At 58.3% G+C, this 19,578-nt stretch carries 24 protein-coding genes and 1 tRNA gene; 7 read left to right on the top strand and 18 right to left on the bottom strand.

Annotated elements, in window-relative coordinates:
* Positions 1-5 precede the first annotated feature (5 nt).
* The 5 genes from HY247_04415 to HY247_04395 all read right to left on the bottom strand — a co-directional run bounded on the left by HY247_04415 (position 6) and on the right by HY247_04395 (position 4,847).
* On the bottom strand, positions 6-377 hold the full coding sequence (locus tag HY247_04415) for a DUF1801 domain-containing protein (GenBank protein QQG49557.1): 372 nt from the start codon (positions 375-377) through the stop codon (positions 6-8).
* A 217-nt stretch (positions 378-594) separates the two neighbouring features.
* Positions 595-1,248 carry a hypothetical protein gene (locus HY247_04410; GenBank protein QQG48022.1) on the bottom strand — a complete coding sequence of 218 codons (654 nt, stop codon included), beginning with the start codon at positions 1,246-1,248 and terminating at the stop codon, positions 595-597.
* 543 nt (positions 1,249-1,791) lie between these two features.
* On the bottom strand, positions 1,792-2,271 hold the full coding sequence (locus tag HY247_04405; protein QQG48021.1) for a hypothetical protein: 480 nt from the start codon (positions 2,269-2,271) through the stop codon (positions 1,792-1,794).
* Positions 2,272-2,562: 291 nt separating this feature from the next.
* On the bottom strand, positions 2,563-4,398 hold the full coding sequence (locus HY247_04400; GenBank protein ID QQG48020.1) for an APC family permease: 1,836 nt from the start codon (positions 4,396-4,398) through the stop codon (positions 2,563-2,565).
* Entirely contained in the window at positions 4,398-4,847 is a 450-nt protein-coding gene (locus tag HY247_04395) for a hypothetical protein (GenBank protein ID QQG48019.1), read from the bottom strand. Before HY247_04395 ends, HY247_04400 begins: the two co-directional genes overlap by 1 nt.
* 135 nt (positions 4,848-4,982) lie before the next feature.
* On the opposite strand from HY247_04395, the gene HY247_04390 reads away from it, so the two are divergent.
* Complete coding sequence (locus tag HY247_04390) at positions 4,983-6,089, top strand: hypothetical protein (GenBank protein ID QQG48018.1); 1,107 nt, start codon at positions 4,983-4,985, stop codon at positions 6,087-6,089.
* 61 nt (positions 6,090-6,150) lie between these two features.
* Here HY247_04390 and HY247_04385 read toward each other — a convergent pair whose 3' ends face one another.
* The 4 genes from HY247_04385 to HY247_04370 form a co-directional block, all read right to left on the bottom strand.
* Entirely contained in the window at positions 6,151-6,474 is a 324-nt protein-coding gene (locus HY247_04385) for a hypothetical protein (protein QQG48017.1), read from the bottom strand.
* Positions 6,475-6,624: 150 nt separating this feature from the next.
* Positions 6,625-7,500, bottom strand: coding sequence for an NAD(+)/NADH kinase (locus tag HY247_04380; protein ID QQG48016.1), 876 nt, complete (start codon positions 7,498-7,500; stop codon positions 6,625-6,627).
* On the bottom strand, positions 7,433-8,290 hold the full coding sequence (locus HY247_04375) for a DUF72 domain-containing protein (protein ID QQG48015.1): 858 nt from the start codon (positions 8,288-8,290) through the stop codon (positions 7,433-7,435). The genes HY247_04380 and HY247_04375 overlap by 68 nt, the downstream gene beginning before the upstream one ends.
* Before the next feature lie 29 nt (positions 8,291-8,319).
* On the bottom strand, positions 8,320-9,054 hold the full coding sequence (locus tag HY247_04370; protein ID QQG48014.1) for a 7-cyano-7-deazaguanine synthase: 735 nt from the start codon (positions 9,052-9,054) through the stop codon (positions 8,320-8,322).
* Positions 9,055-9,211: 157 nt separating this feature from the next.
* Between HY247_04370 and HY247_04365 the strand changes: the two genes are divergently transcribed.
* The 3 genes from HY247_04365 (at position 9,212) to HY247_04355 (ending at position 10,942) form a co-directional block, all read left to right on the top strand.
* Positions 9,212-9,303, top strand: a tRNA-Gly gene (locus HY247_04365).
* 365 nt (positions 9,304-9,668) lie between these two features.
* Positions 9,669-10,076, top strand: a complete 408-nt coding sequence (locus HY247_04360) for a hypothetical protein (GenBank protein QQG48013.1) — start codon at positions 9,669-9,671, stop codon at positions 10,074-10,076.
* 38 nt (positions 10,077-10,114) lie between these two features.
* Positions 10,115-10,942: a hypothetical protein gene (locus HY247_04355; GenBank protein QQG48012.1), complete on the top strand. Its 828-nt coding sequence runs from the start codon at positions 10,115-10,117 to the stop codon at positions 10,940-10,942.
* Between the two features lie 320 nt (positions 10,943-11,262).
* On the opposite strand, the gene HY247_04350 is transcribed toward HY247_04355, so the two are convergent.
* From HY247_04350 to HY247_04335, 4 genes are all read right to left on the bottom strand, one after another.
* Complete coding sequence (locus HY247_04350; GenBank protein ID QQG48011.1) at positions 11,263-11,895, bottom strand: hypothetical protein; 633 nt, start codon at positions 11,893-11,895, stop codon at positions 11,263-11,265.
* On the bottom strand, positions 11,892-12,401 hold the full coding sequence (locus tag HY247_04345; GenBank protein ID QQG48010.1) for a peroxiredoxin: 510 nt from the start codon (positions 12,399-12,401) through the stop codon (positions 11,892-11,894). The genes HY247_04350 and HY247_04345 overlap by 4 nt, the downstream gene beginning before the upstream one ends.
* A 23-nt stretch (positions 12,402-12,424) precedes the next feature.
* Positions 12,425-12,760 (bottom strand): arcadin 1, encoded by a 336-nt coding sequence (locus HY247_04340; protein ID QQG48009.1) that lies wholly within the window; start codon positions 12,758-12,760, stop codon positions 12,425-12,427.
* Between the two features lie 70 nt (positions 12,761-12,830).
* A complete protein-coding gene (locus HY247_04335; protein QQG48008.1) occupies positions 12,831-13,289 on the bottom strand; it encodes a hypothetical protein in 459 nt (152 codons plus the stop codon).
* A 231-nt stretch (positions 13,290-13,520) separates the two neighbouring features.
* Between HY247_04335 and HY247_04330 the strand changes: the two genes are divergently transcribed.
* A complete protein-coding gene (locus tag HY247_04330) occupies positions 13,521-14,066 on the top strand; it encodes a DUF309 domain-containing protein (protein QQG48007.1) in 546 nt (181 codons plus the stop codon).
* Here the strand turns inward: HY247_04330 and HY247_04325 are convergent.
* The 4 genes from HY247_04325 to HY247_04310 are packed head-to-tail and all read right to left on the bottom strand — an operon-like array spanning position 14,063 to position 16,050.
* On the bottom strand, positions 14,063-14,470 hold the full coding sequence (locus HY247_04325; protein QQG48006.1) for a hypothetical protein: 408 nt from the start codon (positions 14,468-14,470) through the stop codon (positions 14,063-14,065). The two genes, HY247_04330 and HY247_04325, sit on opposite strands and share 4 nt — an antisense overlap.
* The gene (locus tag HY247_04320) at positions 14,467-14,889 is read right to left on the bottom strand and encodes a hypothetical protein (protein ID QQG48005.1); all 423 of its coding nucleotides are present in this window, start codon (positions 14,887-14,889) and stop codon (positions 14,467-14,469) included. Before HY247_04320 ends, HY247_04325 begins: the two co-directional genes overlap by 4 nt.
* A 1-nt stretch (position 14,890) precedes the next feature.
* Positions 14,891-15,259 carry a hypothetical protein gene (locus HY247_04315; protein QQG48004.1) on the bottom strand — a complete coding sequence of 123 codons (369 nt, stop codon included), beginning with the start codon at positions 15,257-15,259 and terminating at the stop codon, positions 14,891-14,893.
* The gene (locus HY247_04310; GenBank protein ID QQG48003.1) at positions 15,256-16,050 is read right to left on the bottom strand and encodes a TrmB family transcriptional regulator; all 795 of its coding nucleotides are present in this window, start codon (positions 16,048-16,050) and stop codon (positions 15,256-15,258) included. The genes HY247_04315 and HY247_04310 overlap by 4 nt, the downstream gene beginning before the upstream one ends.
* 75 nt (positions 16,051-16,125) lie before the next feature.
* Here HY247_04310 and HY247_04305 point away from each other — a divergent pair, with 75 nt between their 5' ends.
* Entirely contained in the window at positions 16,126-17,799 is a 1,674-nt protein-coding gene (locus tag HY247_04305; protein ID QQG48002.1) for a radical SAM protein, read from the top strand.
* Between the two features lie 102 nt (positions 17,800-17,901).
* On the opposite strand, the gene HY247_04300 is transcribed toward HY247_04305, so the two are convergent.
* Positions 17,902-19,125 (bottom strand): hypothetical protein, encoded by a 1,224-nt coding sequence (locus tag HY247_04300; GenBank protein ID QQG48001.1) that lies wholly within the window; start codon positions 19,123-19,125, stop codon positions 17,902-17,904.
* Between the two features lie 142 nt (positions 19,126-19,267).
* Here HY247_04300 and HY247_04295 point away from each other — a divergent pair, with 142 nt between their 5' ends.
* Positions 19,268-19,555 carry a DUF1294 domain-containing protein gene (locus tag HY247_04295; protein ID QQG48000.1) on the top strand — a complete coding sequence of 96 codons (288 nt, stop codon included), beginning with the start codon at positions 19,268-19,270 and terminating at the stop codon, positions 19,553-19,555.
* Positions 19,556-19,578: the final 23 nt, after the last annotated feature.

Genomic DNA, 19,578 nt, shown 5'->3' with positions numbered 1-19,578 from the left:
CCAATTTAGCTCACGGCTTTCTTCACGAGCGCAGCGATTCTTGCATCTTCCGCGGCACCCAACCCCTTCAGCGCGAAGGTGGTCGGCCAGATAGCACCTTCATCGAGATTCGCCTTGTCGCTGAAGCCCAACGTCGCATACCTCGAGTTGAACTTCTGCGCCGCTTGGAAGAAACAGACGACCTTGCCGTCCTTGGCGTAAGCAGGCATCCCGTACCAGAGCTTCGGCGCAAGGCCGGGCGCACTGGCCTTGATGATTGCGTGGAGCCGTTTGCCCGTCGTGCGGTCGGGCTCCCGCATCCCGGCGATCTTCGCGAGCACGACGCTCTCCCCATCTTCCTTGTCCCCCGACTTCAACTCTTGGATGCGATCCTTCATCGCGGCGCGCTCCTCATCGGTGAATCCCTTGAACTTCTTGCCTGCCGAGGCGGTACTCTTGGCGGAACTCTGAGCGCCCTTCTGTGCAGGTTTCACGAAGTCCTATTCGTCTCAGAGCCTAATTACCTTTCATTCCCGGAGCTTACGATAGAAGGAACCCCCCTCGCTCGGCGGCAGGGCTTACGCTGGTCCGGCAACCTTGACAGGGGAGCCTCGACTAGGCTACGACCTTGAAGGTGAAAGTAAGGGAGACCGAATGGGGAGTACCGGCTATCGTGTAGTGCATGGTCGCTGTGACCGTGTATGTGCCCGTGGGAGCGCCGACGCCGTATCCGACAAAGAACACGAGTGCGTTCTCAGCTGGAGCAACGCTGGCCTGACCCCAACCCCTGAAGTCCCATCTGTATCCGAAGAGGGTCGTCGGGGTGCCATCAAGCGCCCCTGGTGTGGGGAAACTTCCGGGCGAAGTGGCTCCAGTCGGAGGCGTGAAGCTGTCGCTCGTGAATGTGGTACCGTTCGGTGCTGCGATCTGGATGTCCAGCTCGTTGACATAGACTTGGTGCAATGGTTCGACGCACGTCCTCGAGACTCCGAAGAGGTCTATGCAGGAGACCGATGTCCGAGTCACGTTCTTCGATGGATTCGACAGGTAGAACCAGAAGTCTGGGAAGGTCGGAGCGCCGCCTGCGCCCGACAGTGAGATGACCTTCGAGATCTGAATGACGCTGAAGTTGACGCCAGTTGAGGTGTCGGTCACCCCAATCCCCGGGCTCTGCTTGGAGACTAGGAGGTTGGGTCCTGTGACCAGGAATGAGAAGGCGATGACTGCGCTAGCCAAGTAGATTCCTTTCTTCTCCTCTGTCGTTTTCACGCGCCTGAATCACTAGCTGCCAAGCTTAAGGGTTGAGAACCCTCAATCCATGAGCACTGAATGCAGCGTTCTGTCCGGCCGGAGTCGAATGCGAGGCCATGAAGGCTTATCTAATCGGGAGGCCCCGTGCCGATTGCGAATGGACCGGAGGTTGACGGTTTCCGCAGGTCTTGTAATGGTGACCGTAGTGGCGCTCAGCCCTCTCGCCTTCCCCGCCTTTGCGTCAAAGTCTCGGCAGCTGGTGATATCGGTGGAGGCTTCCTCTCCGGTTTACGCCGGCCAGACAGTCCAAATCTCCTCAACCGTCCAGTACACCAACGGAACGGCCGTTGGAAACAAAGCTACCTTTTCCGGGTCGCGCATCTATTATCCTAACGGGACGGCCATTGCCCTTTCGGCCTCTCCTACAGTGACGGCGGCAGAGCTTGTCAGATGGACATACAATCTGCCTTTGAATGCGCCAAACGGCCTCTACAGTATCACCGTGAAGGCTACAGTGGGCCCGAACTCCACATGGGGACAGACTTCGTTCACCGTCAACAATCAACTTGCCTCTGCCAGCGCCCTGGCCGCGGTTTCCTCCCAGCTCACCGCTATCAACTCCCAGGTCGTGTTGCTAAGTTCCAGATTGACTTCGCTCTCCACCAACATGGCGGGGAACTTCACGAACACTATGGGTGTCCTGTCAAGTGACTTTGCAAGCATACGTGGACAAGTACGAAATCTATCCTCAAGCCTTGCGAGCAATTTCACGACCATCTCAGGATCCTTGACTGCAATCAGGGGGACCTTAGGCTCGCTGGCCACCTCTGCCTCGATCGCCGACCTGAAGTCGATTATCCAAAGCGACATTGGAGGAATCAGCGGGACGGTTGGTTCCCTTGCAACATCAGCCCAGGCCAATGAAATCAGCTCGGGGTTACAGAGTCTGCAGAACCAAACATCAGGCATTTCGAACCTGGAGGCCTTTGTGCTCCTTCCAGCCCTAGCTGCAGCGATAGTCTTGATCCTGATCGTCATCATCAGGAGAAGGTCCTAGGTTCGGTTAATTCCGTCCCAGGAGACTAAGGATTAGCCTGGGAAAAGCGGTTTCTGTTCATCTCAAAGAAGAATGGTAACAATCCAAATAAGCCGGATGTCCTCGATGGTAACTATCCTAATAGGCAAGCCCCGCCCATGAGACGGTGATGGGGGCCAGAAAGTCTCCCGTGGTTCGCCTTCCGGCGTCGCATTATGCGACCATTTGAGCTTCCTGAATCGTCTTCAAGCAACGAGGCCCCCATCGGAAAGTCCCAGAACCAACTAGACTAGTTTTCAACCTCTAACGGTCCTCCTCAGCACCTTGACGTCCAGCACAAGGTTGCCGGTCAACAGGACCGCTCCTAGGAGCAGGCCGCCGACTATCAGCGCGTCGGACTCCGAGACGACTCCGAACGTCGCAGCCTGGACGATGCCCTTCAGGAGCACGGTGTGCTTGAAGGAGGTCAGGGCCGCTGCGCAGACGAGCCCGAAGACGGATGCGAACAGCTGCAACCCGAGGTTGCCGAGCTCGATGATGTCGAAGACCAGGTATGCGAAGATCACGGCTACGCTCCCGAAGACCACCACCGTGGGGTCGATGAAGTATACCGCGCCCCCGAACAAGAAGCAGGACCCGCTGATGACCAGGGCCAGCTTCGACTTGCCGATCCTCCTTCCCTGCGGCCTCCCTTTCAGGGCCACGGCTGAGAGCGTGACCACTCCGAGGCTCAACAGAACCATGAAGTCGGTTATGTTGACCAGGAAATTCTGACTTCCTATCGCGAGAAGAAAGATCGCGACCAGGGTGAAAAGCCAGGAGGCGCTTGCCAGGGACTCCGGCATGTACCCGTCCTCTCCGAGGGCGCTGAGGTGCCTGGCGGCGGCAAGGAAGGCGGGCACGAAGGTGGTGACCGCGGCGATCAGAAATGCGGCCGCGACGAGGAGTTCTTGGCCGGTCCCGAGGAAGGTCTGCGCCAAATAGATCGCCGGGATCTGGGAGCCGACCAGCCCTCCCTGGTCAGGATGGGCTGAGAAGACCGCCAGCCCATACAATATGTTCAACGACGCCGCGATGAGCACGCTAGCCACCATCGCGACGCCCAGGTACCTGGTCCTCTCCATGGTGAATCCCTTCCTCAGGTTGGAGATTATCGGAATCTTGGACCTCTCAAGTGCGTCCCTCTCCAAGGCCTGGATCTCCTGGAACCCGAAGAAGAGCAGGTAGAGGTATCCCGTGTTGACTATGAGGGCCCACGGCCACCCTCCGCCTGCTATCGGCTGGAAGAGCCCCGTCAGGTCCCAGCCACCCGCCCCCCCGAGCGAAAGTGAGTGGAGCGCCAGCATGACGACGAGCCCCCCCGTGAGCACAACCTGTATGTTGCCGAGGGCCTTGAGATACCGCCTTTCGAAGAGCACGTTGACGAGAGTCCAGAGGACGAAGGCGGCCGCGAGCCCGTAGACTACTATGTTGGTCGTCTCCCCCCCGAGGCCATAAGCCGAAAGGATCCTAGGGAGGAAAGCAAAGTCGAAGACGAGGAAGACTATCTTCGTGTACGCCGCCAGCGCGGTGTTAGCTACCCACATCGAGACCCTTGAAACGAAGTACCTGACGCTCCTTCGCCCCCACGCCAGCTTCGCGAAGGAAGGACCTCCGACCCCTTCCTGCCCTTGCGCCCTTGACTCCTTGTACATGTCCGAGTAGACCTTAGCCATCCCGAGCGACAGGAGCGTGGCAAGACCGAGCGAGGCTATCGAAACCACCTCGTACTGCTCGACATTGAGAGGGATGAGGATGAAGAGGGGCGACCCTAGGGTCGCGCCCACGCCCACCGCTACCATCGTCCCAAACCCGTAGACTGGCCTCCTTCTCGCCAACCCGGGTATCCTCTTGAACCTCGCAGTGAGCGACTCGGGCAGCTGTGCGACCAGCGCCCCTCCCGCAAAGATCATCGAGCCTGTCGCGAGGAGGACGACGACGTCCCCCACTCCTACCAGAGGCGTGCTCGAAAGATAGGTGAACTCATCGAATGCGATCCCGACCCCCAGAGAGACCAGGGCCAGGCCCACCGCGAAGCCGACTACCTTGAACCCAAGGGCTGCGGTCCTGACCCTCGGAAGGAGCTGGGGCACTAACCCTCGCCTGGCGTTACCGAGAGCCCGGCCTCCCTCATGTTGAGCGCAGCCTGACTGAGGGTGTAGAAGGCCCCTAGCACGAGTACGGCCCCGACCACGAACTCTATCACCGACACGTATTCCGCTAACGGGGAAGTGCCGATCGCCCCATAGACCTGCTCGGCAAAGTACTCAACGAGGCCGGCCGGGGTCTTGACGCCCAGCACCGTGGGCGCCAGCGTGACGGTCCCCGCGACCACGAGTACCGATGCCAGCACCAGCTCGCCAAGCGCCATCGCCATCAGCCGCACCACGTCGGGCCTTCTCTTCTCCTGTAGCGCGCCTACGAACCTTTGAACGGTTTCGTCGCTGTTCACGACCAGTCCTGCCTTGACCCTGGCCCTGAGCTCCTCGTCCGAGCCCGAAAGCAAAGTAACTGCCTTTACGTCCAGTAGAAGCCTTTCCATCGCCTCATCTTCCTCTCCCCTATCCTGACTCAATCCTATTCCGTCTCAAGTCAGGGAGACTATTTCTCCATTCATCAGCCTTCCCCGAAGGGAGCAAACGGTTATAGGAGGAACGACGGGAATTTCGACCAACGAATGGACCCAGCGGACTCGCTGAGGCAGACAGTTACAAACCTCTTCGACGCCGTGAAGCACAGCGAGCACGCGAAGGAGCTCGAGAAGGAAGCCGCTGACCTGGAAGGGACGCTTGAAACCGAGCTCAGCAAGCTGGATTCAAGGACCGAGGAGATTCTCAACCTGACCTCCGGCATGAGGGAGGACTCTGACGAGGCGGTGGAGGAGCTCACGAAACAGTTGGAGAGCTTCCTATCGGCGGCAGTCGCTCAAGCAAAGCAGAAGCTCAAGCGGAAGGCAAAGGAAGAAGTCGCGGAGCGGCAGGCTGCGGCGGCGGGCGAGCGGGACAAGGCGCTCAAGAGCATGGAAGCCTACCTCGCGACGGACCCCATCCCGGTCATCGAACAGGTCGTGTCAGTCAAGCTCGGGGACGGAATCTACCAAGCTCACTCCAGATACGAATGCGAGGGAGGAATCAAGTACGACTTTCGGCTCGCGGCGCAGAACTCCAAGCTCTTCCACCAAGAGTTGATGCTCTCCCAGCTCGGCTACGACCTCAAGGTCCCTGTCAGGTTCTCAAAAGCCCTCCTCAAGAAGAGCAGGGTTCTGGGATTCGAGAGGCTCGACCAGTACGTCCTCACGGACGCGGAGACCTCCGGAGAGAAGGTCAGGGCCCACTTCCAGAAGGCAGACAACGGTGCCAGGATCAAGATGACCACCTCTGTCTCAGAAGACGCCGGCTTCGTGGGACTCGAGTACTGCGACCAGGTCCATGCCGTCAACGTGATGAACGACCCGACCCTAAGCGCGCACGCGGACCTCAACGGCCTGAAGAGGGCTGCCTCGGACCTCTCACGGGAGCTCTCCGAGCTCTCCAAGAAGAAGGTCGCCCTTCTCAAACTTTCTTTCAATGGGGACGCCGACTTCGAGGAGCTCGACTGCTACAAGGTCCTCGAGTCTGTCCTCAAGGTCCTCGGGCCCGCGTACCGCACCGTCCTCAAGGAGATTGCTAGCGCTCCGCGCGCGGCGGGCAGGCTCAGTCACGAGGTCGTCCGCGAGCGGCTGCGGATCCTTGGGGAGCGCTCACCCTCCGTGGCCCAGGCCCTCGGAGTCCAAACTCCCCAGTGACCGGCAGTTCTAAGAAAAAGCCCGTGGGGTTACCCTTCGGGCTGCGGCGGGCTATCGCCCGCTACGCGGCACCCTTCAGGGTGTGTCTAGAGATGATGGCCCAGACGCCAGCGACCGCGACCAAGACTCCACCAACTCCTCCTGCGATGAAGCCTAGGACCGCCATGACCACGTTGAGGGACTCGTCCTTGACCTTGCTAGATGTGACTAGGGCGATGATGCCGACTATCATAGTCAGCAGCGGCCCTGGGAAGGCGAGCAGGTCTGCATATGTCCTGGCGCCCGTCAGGTTGACGCCAAGTGCGGTCGCTCCGAAGGCGATGGCCACTATGCCTCCTATCAGAAGGAGGGCACGTGATATCTGGTATCCGTCTTCTTGGTTCACTCTTTTCACCCCCGTTGGGCCTTCGCTTTCCGCGCTGGGAATAATACCTCAGGTTTGAACGAATTATTGCAATTCGCCCAGCCCTAGTCTGGAAAATCTATCTTTGACCGAAGCGGGCCTATCGGGCCCCCATAGGCGCCTTCCGGGCTTCTATTCCACGCCTGAGTGCGGAACTGAAACGAGCCTCGTGACCCTCTTTCCGGGCAGGACCGTGATCCTGTCCTTCATCGTAACCTTGACCCCTCCCCTGTCGTCAGTCGTGCCGTAGAGGCGTGCGTCGGCCTTCCTGAACAGGGTCAGCTCCACCCTGGTCCCCCACGGAAGCGTGTACCTTAGGGGATGGAGTTCCGTGCCCGCTCTCCTGGTGAACGTGGGTGTCACGTGGCAGATGCCAATCTGGTCCTCCCCCACCGCGGAGTGGGCAGTCGGGTCCATTGTCCCACCGCTGATCCTGTCCGGGTACGAGTAGTAGCCGGTTGCTCCCGCAGCGGTTGTAACCACGGCTCCGTCCCCTATCGCCTCGTCCTCGAAGGCGCCCTCCTGTCCCTCGATCGTCACGCGGTACCTCAGGCAGGTGCTCTCCGCTCCTCTCTCCAGGTACACGTCGGTGAAGACCTCGCCAAGCTGCCTCCCGTTCTTCAAGACCTCGAGCCTCTTGTGCTCCGCCACGGCGTAGTTCCCCTTGCCCATCTCCTGGAGGACTGCCGGGAGGTCGTCGTAGTACGCAGCAGCCATGAACGCCTTGGAACCCGTCGCCCTCCTTGAACGCACGCCGACGAAGAGGAGCGGGATCGACTCCGTCCTCCCGTACCTCCCGAACCTCCCGTCTCCCCCCACAACTAACCCGAAGTCTGCCTTCCTGTCCCCTACGCTCATACCCGCCTTCTCGATCGTCTCTTTCAACTCCGATGGGTTGACCTTCGGCTTCCCATCCCCCATGAGCAGCTTGACCTTCGAATCAGCCACCCTTCCCGCCGATGAACTCGAGCATGCTCCCCTCTCCGTCCTTCCCTCCCCCTCCTTCAAGAAACAAAGTCGCCTTCTTCCCTGCCTCCTCCTGCCTCGGGTTCGAAACGCCCAGCTTGCCCATCATTTTGACTGAGTTCTCGACCGCGAAGCCGTGGAAGTGGTTGTTGAAGTAACCAAACGTCTTCTTGACCCTCGAAGCGACCTCGTTGACCCTCGGGACCCAGTCAGAGAGCTGGGCGTCGCTATACCTGTAGTTGTACCAGGGCCTCGACCCCCTCCCATGCCATCTGATGAACGAGAAATCGGCGGTGACCACTGGGTCAGGCGGGAGGAGGGGCTCGTCGACAATCACATTGGCCACATTCTTGCTCTTCAGGAGGGACCACACCTCCTCCTTGAGCCATGAGGGGTGCCTGAACTCGACCGCGAACCTGACGTCCTCGGGGAGGACTCCGAGGAAGGCCTTAAGCGCGTCGTAGTCCTGGGAATAGGTGAAGCTCGGTGGCAGTTGGATCAGTATCGGCCCCATCTTTCCCCCGGCTATCAGGGGCTTCATCAGGCTCAGGAACCTGATGAGGTCGGCCTCTACTCCCTTCGAGGCGTCGAGCCGCTTCTCATGGGTCAGGAGCCTGGGGAGCTTGGCGCTGAAGACGAAGTCGTCAGGGGTGTATCTCGCCCAACCGAAGACCAGGCCCTTCGAAGGGTAGGCGTAGAAAGTGGAGTCGATTTCAACGGTCCCGAAGACAGTCGCATAGTAGCTGAGCTTGTTGGTGCTCGAGCTTGGGTAGAAGACGCCGTTCCACTCCTTGTACGACCATCCCGACGTCCCGATCAGAAGGTCTCCCATTGGCAGGGCGCCGCGGTCTGGTTCTCGATTTAAGGTGATGCTCGGTGCTTCGGGCGGGACTCTGGACCCTGCATGTTTCCTTGTAACCCGAGAAGCGGGTCGCTGACTCCCGCCTCCCTGAAGGACCTCACCCTCCAAAGGCATCCCTCGCACTTCCAACAGTGGAGCCTTCCGTCCCTATGACAACTCCAGGTGAGCTGGAGGGGCACACCCTCTCTGGACGCTCTGCGCAAGACTTGGGACTTTGAAAGAGTCCTGAGCGGTAACACTATCCTCATCCCCCTCCGTCTCAGAGCAGGGGTGCCCACGAGCAGCGCCCGCTCGAGCGCAGAGAAGAAAGCAGGGCTCGCGTCTGGGAACCTCACGGCGTCCTCCTTGTGATGTCCTCCGGCCACTACGACAGCGCCGACCTCCTCTGCGAAGGAAGCCGCCAGGCCGTAGAAGACCGCGTTTCTGGCCGGTATGTAGCTGGGCGGCCTGCCGGGGAACTTCTCGGCGCCAATGTCCGCGGCCTCGCGCAGGTCGGGGAGTCGAACAACTCTGTGCTCTCTGACGCCTGCGTGCGCCGCTATGGCCCTTGCCGAGGCGAGCTCTGAAGCTACGATACCTCTGTACTCGAAAGTGATGGCACGCACGTCATGTTCTCTCCTCAGGAGGTAGAGGCACGTCGCGGAGTCGATGCCGCCCGAGAGGAGGACTATCGCCTTTCTCGTACCGGACGTCCTTCGGCGGGCCTTTCGACCGAGTCCCTTCAGGCTGGGCAAATCGGCTCCACGAGTTCTTCACTCAACTCTCGCGAAACTCAACCGCCATTGTTTATACTGTTTGGATGCATCTCAGATTCTTCCCGAATTGAAGCCTCTCAGGCCGATCGGGGCTTAATCTGATTTATACGGGCAGTTTGAATCCGATGCGAGAAGCGCGGCCGTGATCTAGTGGTTAGGATAGTGGCTTCCCAATGGCACAGGCCGGGTAGGCCTCTTGCCCGGGTCCGAATCCCGGCGGCCGCACCACATTATCAGCGCCAGAAATGGATGCATTCATATTTCCCGGAACACTCAGAAGTGGGACAGAAGTTGGCGAGATCATTCGAACTCGCAGGGTAGTGCACAAAGGGAATAGGTCGAAGACGTGACATTCCAAGAAAACCTTAATTGCTTGATAACGGTCTGTTCGATGGCTGGTCTGATTGAAGCTTGTCCGCAGAGGCTCGCCCAAGAAGCGGCATTATCTCCTGTTCAGTGTGTTTTTCCTGTTTCTGGGAGGCGTAAGTATCGAATATCAATCGGCGCATGCGACTCCATCAATTGTCGGACAGGTCGACTTTGCTCAGACTTCAATCTCGACTCACTATATCCAGGCTTTTCCTGCTTCTGCATTGCTCTCAAACCCATCCCTAGCAAAGGAAAACGGAGTCACCGGATTGCTAAATATCAGTTCCTCGACAAGAGGTGTGCTGCACGCCAGCGTTGGGCAAACACTGAAGATTCCAATAACCCTGAAGTTGACTAGCTTCGACTCCACCCTGACCTCTGTAACGGTCTCCTTCGATACCGTTCAGGGTCAAGAATCAATCGGATCCTTCGATATAACAGGTGCTGAGACCTATTCTCAGGCTTCGGTGAATTTGGGGGCGGGAAAGACTCTCACAACCGTCTTATCGCTGACGGTGCCAAGCGGAGTGCAGAGTACGACCTTCAAGTTGTTCGCCGGCGGACTATCGGTTTCGCCAAGTGCGGGCCTTTTCATTCTCTACGACACCGACATTACGGTCGCAATCTCTTGAATAAATCTCTGGCACTATTGGTAGGCTTGACAGTTCTGTTGATGGGCTCCGCAACCCCTTCCTATGCGAACGACTATACCGCGGGTTACTTTACTCCGAGTCAATCGACGGCAACTAAGGTCTTCATCGGGACGGACTTCAGTGGGACGAATCCATCCGTCATCCCGACCTGGATTCTCAGCATTGCTTCTGTGGCAGGGACTTCATCAAGTGGCCAGTGTCCCTGCACATACCAGCAGAGCTACAACCTCTATCCGACTGGTCAGGTGTCAATATTGGTCGAGACATTTCCTTGGATGCAGAATCCGACGCGCGTGGAAATTGCCAACGTTGGGACAACAAGCAGCTTTGCCCTCGAGGGACTGGTGAAATATGATTCATCAATTGGCAAAGTGAAGTTCGTGAATTTCGTGTATAATACTCATACCCAATTTGACAACAATGCCCCAACAATCTACAATCCCCTCTCATCTGCGACTGGTGACACTAATTTTTACGTAGGAACTACGACCGTTAATGGAAAGACGGTCGAGAGATTTCAATTTGGAGTAGAATCACCGACGAACATTACTTCCAGCTCATGGCACGTCGATCAGAATTCGCTTGAATCCTATTCGGGAACAACATGGTCCTACGTGGCCGCGAGCTCGATTGAGGGTAACCGTGACATAATCACATTTCTGGGAAGTGCCGCTGCTGTAGTCGGAGGCAGAGCCATGCTTGGCGTGAACTTGAACACCGGGCTCTCATCAACAGATTCACCCAGCTGGGAATACACTGGCACTTCCATCGGCGATGGAACCTCACTTTGGACCGGTTCCGGTAGTCCCGTGCCATACGCCTGTCAGGTGTCCGGCAGGTGCTAAGCCAAGCATCGGGCTAACCCTGTCATCTTTTCCGACCGATACATGTTCAGGTTCGAAACCCCGAAGCGACTAGGCGCGGGGCCTTCGGCGCCACATGCTCGACTCCATGCCGGAACGAAACCGACGAAACCATCCGGTGCCATTTCTAGCCCCTAAAGTCGGTCCGGGTCCCGTCGTGCGCGAATTCGAGACGAGTAGACATTCAAACGGAACTGGGAAAACAAGCGGGCGATGGGCCGGTCGGATTCGAGTCCTCAAGAGGTCCAGACCCACGAATCCACATCCCGCAACACTAAAACTCCACGTCTCGGCGGCCGCACTCAGTCCTTGGCGCCCGCAGCCTCTTTGAGGTCTTCCGCAATCACCAAGGAGATCGCACGAGCCATCCTGTGGTAGCCCTCGACTCCTGGATGGGCTCCATCCGGAGTGTCTGCCAGGCTCCATCTGTCCTTCGGGTCAGAGGCTGAGAGCGCCGTGTCACAGAAGGGGATCGCCAGGGTCTTACTTTCGTCCAGGATCCACCGGTAGAGCGTCTCCATCGCCGTCTTCTCGCCCGAGCTCATCCCTGAATAGGGCAGAACCGAACAGGCGACCGGTACCATGCCCGAATCGAGGGCCCACTGATACATCTTTGACAGACTGATTTCGATCGCCCCGACTGGCACTCCTTGGAAGATGTCGTTGACACCGCCAAGAATTACTACGAACTCCGGCTCGGGGGAGATTGCGTCCCTCGCGAACCTCGCAAGGATCTGGTCGGTTCTCTCCCCCGCAATCCCCCGGTTGAGGACCTCCCACTCGGGGTGCTCTTTCATCATCCAGTAGGAATACTGGCTTCTGGCTTCCCCCGCTCCCCCCGGAGGGGACTCTAGAGGCGAGCGGAAGGCGGGGGCGCCGGCCGTCGTAGAATCTCCAATCCCAACTATCTTCATCCTCGCCGCTCGCTCTCTCAAGTAGATGGTCCGCTCTTCAACTGTCGGGACCTTGCTTCCTCTTCAACTTCGGAGTCCCGGAGCGCCTCGATCGCCTCTCTCACATGCCTCCTGGGGTCGACCTGAGAATTGAAGGACTTGACCACTATCCCTCTCCGGTCGATTACGAAAGTGACCCTCCCGGGGACAAGCCCGAAAGAGCGACGGATGCCGTACTGACGCCTCACGCCACCCTCGGAGTCGCTGAGCAGCGGGAACTCGACCTTACAGTCTTCTGCGAATTCCCCGTGACTCTCGATGGAATCGGAACTTATGCCCAAGACCTCGGCGTCCAAACTCTTGATCTCATCATAATTCTCACTGAATGTCTTGGCCTCGGCCGTGCAGCCCACTGTGAAGTCCTTTGGATAGAAGTACAGCACGACCCTCTTCTTGCCCACGAAATCGCGCAACGACACCAGCCTGCCTTGCTGCGATGGAAGTGAGAAGTCAGGGGCCCGGTCGCCCTTCTCGACGCCGCCTGTCAAGTGGGCTCTGCTCTCCCTTCGGCCTAGGTTCCTTCGGTGTGTTTCTGCAAGGTTAGAGCTCCGTTCCTGATGTCGAGTTCGTAGACTTCGTTGACATCCAGCCTGATTCCGAGCATGTCGTACTCTGACTCAGTGAGGGTCATTACGACCTTGGAGAACCCGAACTCTCTCATCTGCGGCATCAGGCCCATCGACTGCAGCTGAGAGACCATCCCCTGAACGAGCCTGCCCTCGTCGCTGGGCGGAAACATCTCAGGCCTCCTCGAGTCCCTGACCTCCACCAGCTCGATCTGCTTGGCCGGCAGGCCAGAGAGCGGGTCAGTGACGCTGCTTATCCTGTTGACCTTGACCTTTGCCATTCGAACCCAATCGCTCTACGGTGGGTATAAACTAAACGCCGCAGTTTGCGCTTCGTTTTCTGTTTGAAAACTACTGTTCCTGGGGAACGTCGGCCTGTACCTGTTCTTCTGAATCCGAGGCGGGTGCCTGTTCCTCGGCCTGCCCTTCCTGGCTGGAGATGATGGCCTCCACATCCTGAGGCGAGAGTATCCGCGCCATGGACATGTTGACCAAGGAGTTGTTGGATGCCTCGCCCGTCAGCCTCCCTGTGCGCCCCCTGAGCTCCCTCCACTTGAGCTTGGTATTCCCGCTCTTGGACGTGTAGATAATCCCCAGTATGTCCTTCGCGTTCACGAATGTGACGTCGCGGATCTTCTTGAGGTCGACCTTGTCCACCGCTTCCACGTAGATGGAGCCCTGGTCGCCCGCCTTCTCGGGAAACACCTCGTCGTCTCTCAAGTACGACTCCGGAATGAAGCTCCTGCAGGTGCTGCTGATCAGGAACCTCCTGAACCCTTCGAGATGACAGGTCAGGTCTATTTCTACCAAGGAAGGGCCCGAGCACCTCGAGCCCCCTTCACGTTATAAACTGATTCCCAGCTTTCAGTTCAAGAGCTTCCCAAAGAGCGTGAGTTCCCTACTCAAGATCTTCCCCATATGGTGTCAGACGGGTTATTCAGGTCATTACCCACATCGAAGTTCCTCGCGGCTTTCCGATTAAAGCCTTGGCTCGGGAACGCATTTCAACTCCCTTCCCTCGACCTGACCATGCGATATCTGGTGCGATTCGCGCCTGGGGAGAAGAACCAAGACCCTCTGACCGCGGCACGGTCTGTCGCGACTACCCTCGGACTGCAGGTCCGCAACCCGAAGCGATCATCCTATGGGGCGACGGAGGTCGACGTCTTCGCGCCTTCCTCGGGTGACTTCCAGACCTTCCTCTCGGCGATCGAGCCGCTCGCAAAGGTAGAGTTCGTCCACGACCTGAACGAGGCTCCTAAGCACGCGACCGACGAAGAGGTGCTAAGAGATGCGCGAGAGCTCTTCAATTCTGAGAGGTACTGGGAGTGCCACGAGGTTCTCGAAGGCCTGTGGAGGGTGAAACAAGGTCCCGAGAAGAACCTTCTCCAGGGCCTGATCCTCGTGTGTGCCGGGCTCGTCCATCACCAGAAGTCCAAAGACCAAGTCGGGATAGGCGTGCTGAGAAGAGCCGCGATCCAGCTGGAGTACCCGGACCCGCTCTACCACGGAATTGACCTCTCTAACCTCAGGTCAGAGGTCGCCGAAATCATCAGAAGCGGGCGATTCGCCGTCTTTGCAGTCTAGCCGAAGACGGGCAGGTTCATCGGGTTGGACTGCTCCGAGAGCGCTGTCCTGGACCTCGCGGCCAGAACTGAGAGCGTCCCGGCGACCAGTGCCAGAATGAGCAACGACCAGTAGAACGCCACCCCCACTTCGCCCCAGACAGCGAGCAGCAATACCACGATTGCACCTCCCGATGCAGCCCCCACATAGAACGACCTCCTCGGCCCGAAGAAGCCAGCGAGCGAAGACAGGACTAAGATCCCCCCGACAACGCCGACACCCAACGAAAACCATCCCGGAGCAGAAAAGCACACGTCGGATGTGCAGAAAGGGCCGTACGCCCACGCACTGAAAGCGAATTCTCCGCCCATCGCCCAGACTCCCGCCAGGACACCAGACACTGCCGCCAGTGTGCCAAGTCTCAATTCTTCATCGTCAACTTGTAGTAGCCAGCCTCGATGTTCCTGTTCAGGTTGTCCTTGACCAGATAGACCCTATGTATCGGGTTGGCGATGTCGGGTGAAAGTGAAAAGTCCGAGCCCACCATGAACTCGTGGACCTCCCCGCTCCTGCACGCGTGCGTCAGCTTCTTCCCGGGCCGGACCCCCATGCTATTCATGAAGACCTCCTTCAGGGTTGTGCAGGTCAGAATCCCCCACTCCTCCTCGTCAGGGATCGACTCGAACCCGACGCTTGGCTTCAGGGGCTCGTCGTACCTCTTGTCGTCGCAGAAGAGCCTCTTGCACTTCCTGCATCGCCAGACGTCCACCACTCCCTGGAGGTAGTTGTCGCGGTTGACGTTGACCATCGCGTTGAAGACTATTTCGTGCTCGCAGTCCGCCAATCTATCGGCCCGCCTCCTTGCTCATCCTTTTCTCTATTGTGGCCTCGTAGACAGGTATCAGCTCTAGGATCAGCTTGTCGGTCCTAATCCTCCTCTCGTTGATCTCCCTGACCGTCTTCTCCCTCCAAGTCCTGTAGTAGTTGGCAATCCCGAGCCGCGGGTGGACAGGGATGATTCTCGTGTCGTCTCCCGAAAGGATCGCCATTCCCCTCCTTTGCAGCGCCGCGAGTCCTGGATGAGACCCCGGCCTGGCCGAGCCCTCCTGCAGCAGACGAAGGTACAACGTCCCTTCCTCTGGGGTAAGCCCTGCCTCCGATACGAGCATCTCGATCAGCCTCATCTCTTGTTCGGACGGAGGAAGCTTTCTCATACCCTGGAGGTCCCCTGCGAATTCCACAGGAACTCGAAGTAGTCCTTCGCGAAGCTGGCCAGCCCGTGGTGCGACGCCCAGATGGCGAGCGGAAGGCCCCCCTGCTCCCCTCCTCCCAGAAGGAGGACCACCTCCCTCGAGTCCGAGATGAGGCCTCCCCCATACATCGTCTTCCTCACCCTGATCTCCGAGTACCTACCTAGCTGCTCACCGGCCTCCTTCGGAAGCTCCGGGGAGGTGAGCACCATGCACCTCACCCCCTTCTCCTTGAGCGCGGCCAGGAGGGGCTCGATCCTCTCGGTGAAGGGCAGCAGCGAAGGCGGCAGGGCGATCAGTAGCTCTGTCCTGCAGTTCAATAGCAGGTTCTTGACCCTCGAAAGTATCTCGTTGGTCCCCCTCATGATCCAGATGTCCGGCTTCTCCTGCTCGCCCCTGCTCACGTAGACTCCCATCAGTTCGTCCAGCGCAAGCCTCTCCTTCTCGCTCCTCTCCGTCTCCTGCCTTGACCTGAGCTCCTCCAGCGCGGTGTCCGGCGGCTTCGCAGTGTAGAAGATCGGCCTGCTCTTCTGCTCCTCGACCCACCCCTTCTTGTGTAGCGCCTCCAGAGCCTCGTAGACCTTTGAGTAGGGTATCCTCGCCTCCCTGCTGACGTCGCTCGCGGTCATCGTTCCGCCTCTAAGGAGGGCCACGTAGGCCTTGACTTCGCTCCCAGTCAGACCAAGGTCCTCTAAGGCGGCCCCGGCCCGCTCGCTCAACGACTGCCTTCCGGTCGCGCCGCTCTTTTCGGCCATCTTTACCTCTCCCCCTCGGTAAAGTTAAAATGCTTATATGCTTATCTCGAACAGGCACCTGACAAGCGTTAGGTAATGGCTCAAATCGCAGACGTTAGTCTAGAAATCAAGAAACAGGCTTCCAAGGGGAACTTCATCCGACAGACGCAGTCGATCTGTCCAGACTGCAACAGAATCCTGCCGGCGATAGTCTTCGAGCGGGACAACAAGGTCTGGATGACCAAGACCTGCCCGCAGCACGGCGAGACCGAGGAGCTCTACTTCGGCTCCTACGAGATGTACAGCAAGTTCTCAAGATACTGGAAGGACGGGAAGGGGACCCACGCGGCCAACGTGCCGCTGGACGTCTGCTCCTGCCCTGCGAACTGCGGCCTCTGCTCCAACCACCTCTCGCATACGGGGCTCTCCAACATAATCGTCACCAACCGCTGCGACCTGACCTGCTGGTACTGCTTCTTCTACGTCAAGAAGGGGCTCGAAGGCGCCTACGTGTACGAGCCGACCCTTGACCAGATCCGCGAGATGGGCCGCTCGCTAAAGTCCGAACGACCCGTTGCAGGCAACTCCGTCCAAATCACCGGAGGCGAGCCGACTATCCGCGAAGACCTGCCGACCATAATCAAGATCCTGAAGGAGGAGGGAGTCGACCACATCCAGCTTAACACCAACGGAATCAACCTGGCGCTCAACCCCGGACTCGCGAAGAGGCTCAAGGACGCCGGCGTCTCGAACCTCTACATGAGCTTCGACGGCACGACCCCGAAGACCAACCCGAAGAACCACTGGGAGGCGCCATACGCCATCGAGGCCTGCCGCAGGGTGGGCGTCGGCGTAGTCCTGGTCCCGACCGTAATCAAGTCGATCAACGACCACGAGCTGGGCGACATCATCCGCTTCGGCCAGAAGAACATCGAAACGGTGCACGCAGTCAACTTCCAGCCCGTCTCGCTGACAGGAAGACTCACCAAGACCGAGAGAGCAAAGTACAGAATCACGATTCCAGACTGCATCGAGAGGATCGAAGAGCAGACCAACGGCGAGATCTCAAAGGACGGATGGTTCCCGGTCCCGTCGTGCTCGCCAGTGACCGGCTTCATCGAGGCCTTCACCAAGAAGGAGCAGTACGAGCTTTCGATCCACTTCGCATGCGGCGCCGGGACGTACGTGTTCAACGACCCGGACAAGAAACGCCTCGTCCCGCTGCCAGAGTTCGTGGACATCCCCGGGATGATCGAATACCTGGACGAAAAGTCGGAGGAGATCTACTCGGGGACGAACCGCTACCTCGTGGCAGCGAAGGTGCTGACCAGGCTGTCCTCGTTCGTCAACAAGGAGAAGCAGCCAAAGTCGCTCAGCTTCGCCAAGCTCCTCACGGACGCGCTCATCAAGCACGACTACACGGCCATCGGGCAGTTCCACCTGAAGAGCATGTTCCTAGGAATGATGCACTTCCAGGACAAGTACAACCAGGACGAGGAGAGGCTCCAGCGCTGCGACATCCACTACCTGACGCCCGACCTGAGGATAATTCCATTTTGCAGTTTTAATGTTATCCCAGAATGGTACCGCGACCGGATTCAGCAGAAGTACGGCATGCCCATCGAAGCGTGGGAGGCGAAGACCGGAAGGAAGCTGGAAGATGGCCTTTACAGAGGGACTCTACGCCGAGGTGGCCACGTTCAGGGCTGTGGCTGCGCTGCCGGCGAACACGGAGAACCTCTCCCGATTCAGCCAATAACTGGAACGTAGGACTCTAAGAACAATCCCTCCTAGCGCGGGCACAATTCAGCGCTTCCCCATAGTCCGGACCGTTGCAGGAGTCGGCCTCGTCTCGTGAGTGAAACTTCGCATTCACAGGAACTGGGTGTACCTCCTCACCGTGTTCCCAGCGACCTTGATGTGATACTTTGTTGCAAGGGCTAGGCAAATCTCGCTAATCCTTCCGTTATGTGCCGCCAGTTCTTGGATCCAACCGACAACTTCGGAGCGCAGTCTCACTCTTTCGGGAAGTCGTGTTGCCTTGCTCATGCAACTCAATTGTCGATAGTACACACTACGAATTCTGGAGTTGAAGAGACATAGTCCTGCGGCATAGCTTGTTGGAATCCGAGTTACTTCGACCAACTTCTGGCGGTCTACACGGTAAGGAGTGTTCAACCTCTCCAACAATCTGGAAAACAACGTGGTGTTCGGAGAACTCACGAAGCAGGCCGTATCTGCCGCTGCGTCGACCCAACCGTCAGACTCGCAGACCCCTTGGAGGACTGCGACTTTGAACCTTGCAGGGGAGTTCAGTAGCCACGGCATTCTGAGGGCATCATACGTGGTAAGCTCGCCCTTTTTCAACCCCAGACAGACATGAAAGACCCAGGCAAGAAGAGGTGAGGAAGGGGTAAGCCATTGAAAGCACGCCGCCTTCGAGTATCTACCGGTACTCATGGGCGAATCGGCGATACGATGCATAGCAAGGCCCAGCGAGGCTCTGACGGAGAGAGTTGCAAACTCGCCGAACCTGAGACTGTTAGGTTTCGCCATGGATAGCATCAACGAAATGGATTTGCTCTCGAAGTGGCTCTCGCCCTTTGTGTGCTTCCCTGCGTCTCCAATGGTCGCTCCCAGAAAGAAACCAAACAGGAGGGCCTTCTCGTTTTCCATTCCGGACCTACTTGAGAATCCAAAGTCGGACAATTCTTCTGGGGAGACATCCTTCGGCCGGAGCTGATTCAATACATTGGATATGTCTCGGAAATACCGAACCTCTGTGGGTACTTGAATCCATTCGTCTCCAGGCGTCCCTCTCGGCCTTAGACTCAAAGGTAGCCACTGCCATCCTTCACGGGGCTGCCCGAGGCGCTCTGCCCACGATGCCATGGTCGCAAGGAACGGCCTTTTCTGACCCTTCAGGTACTTGCCTACATTGTTCATGTGCAACATCCTTCCGACTTGCGCGTCGCTCTTACCGTCTGAATGAAGCCTGAAGATGTCGAGGTACCGCTCGTAGGCTTCGACGTCTCGTCTCTCGTGGCGCATCTCCCAGAATCGGCTTGTGATTGCATCCAGTTCGCCCTGGATCATCAAACTCTAAATGTGGAATGAACTAGATTAGCCGTATTCCCTTAGCGACGCCATGAGACTGGGGTTCCCCGAAACTGTCCGTCGGCCGCTGGACTGCGCCCGCATCGGCAGCCTTCAAATCCAGTTCACCTCACCTTATGGGATGTCCCTCTTGATTCTGGCCCTGTCGCCGTTGAGTTTCTGGCTCACGGCGCTGAACATAGTTGCCTTCGCCTCTATGGGCCTCGACAAGGCCCTCGCTCGCGGGGCTCGCAGGCGCACCAGCGAGCGCTCGATCTGGGTCCTAGCATTTGCGGGCGGGTTCCTCGGAGTCCTCGCCGGGGCCATAGCCTTCCACCACAAGACCTCCAAGGCCTCCTTCTGGCCGCCTGTGGCACTCGCCGCCCTGGCCTGGATCGGTCTCTTCTACCTCTACGGAGCCCATCTCTAAGCCCGAGAGGCCTCGACGCTCTC

Source organism: archaeon (assembly GCA_016432545.1).
Classification (GTDB): Archaea; Thermoproteota; Nitrososphaeria; order Nitrososphaerales; family Gagatemarchaeaceae; genus UBA183.
This window is presented reverse-complemented; position numbering and strand designations above follow the sequence as displayed.

Bases quoted from the DNA above. Each gene is read 5' to 3' on its own strand.
- HY247_04395 (QQG48019.1), bottom strand. From the start codon at position 4,847: ATGGAAAGGCTTCTACTGGACGTAAAGGCAGTTACTTTGCTTTCGGGC.
- HY247_04305 (QQG48002.1), top strand. From the start codon at position 16,126: ATGGCTCAAATCGCAGACGTTAGTCTAGAAATCAAGAAACAGGCTTCC.
- HY247_04315 (QQG48004.1), bottom strand. From the start codon at position 15,259: ATGAGAAAGCTTCCTCCGTCCGAACAAGAGATGAGGCTGATCGAGATG.
- HY247_04310 (QQG48003.1), bottom strand. From the start codon at position 16,050: ATGGCCGAAAAGAGCGGCGCGACCGGAAGGCAGTCGTTGAGCGAGCGG.
- HY247_04390 (QQG48018.1), top strand. From the start codon at position 4,983: ATGGACCCAGCGGACTCGCTGAGGCAGACAGTTACAAACCTCTTCGAC.
- HY247_04375 (QQG48015.1), bottom strand. From the start codon at position 8,290: ATGGGAGACCTTCTGATCGGGACGTCGGGATGGTCGTACAAGGAGTGG.
- HY247_04340 (QQG48009.1), bottom strand. From the start codon at position 12,760: ATGGCAAAGGTCAAGGTCAACAGGATAAGCAGCGTCACTGACCCGCTC.
- HY247_04295 (QQG48000.1), top strand. From the start codon at position 19,268: ATGTCCCTCTTGATTCTGGCCCTGTCGCCGTTGAGTTTCTGGCTCACG.
- HY247_04415 (QQG49557.1), bottom strand. From the start codon at position 377: ATGAAGGATCGCATCCAAGAGTTGAAGTCGGGGGACAAGGAAGATGGG.
- HY247_04405 (QQG48021.1), bottom strand. From the start codon at position 2,271: ATGATGACGATCAGGATCAAGACTATCGCTGCAGCTAGGGCTGGAAGG.
- HY247_04300 (QQG48001.1), bottom strand. From the start codon at position 19,125: ATGATCCAGGGCGAACTGGATGCAATCACAAGCCGATTCTGGGAGATG.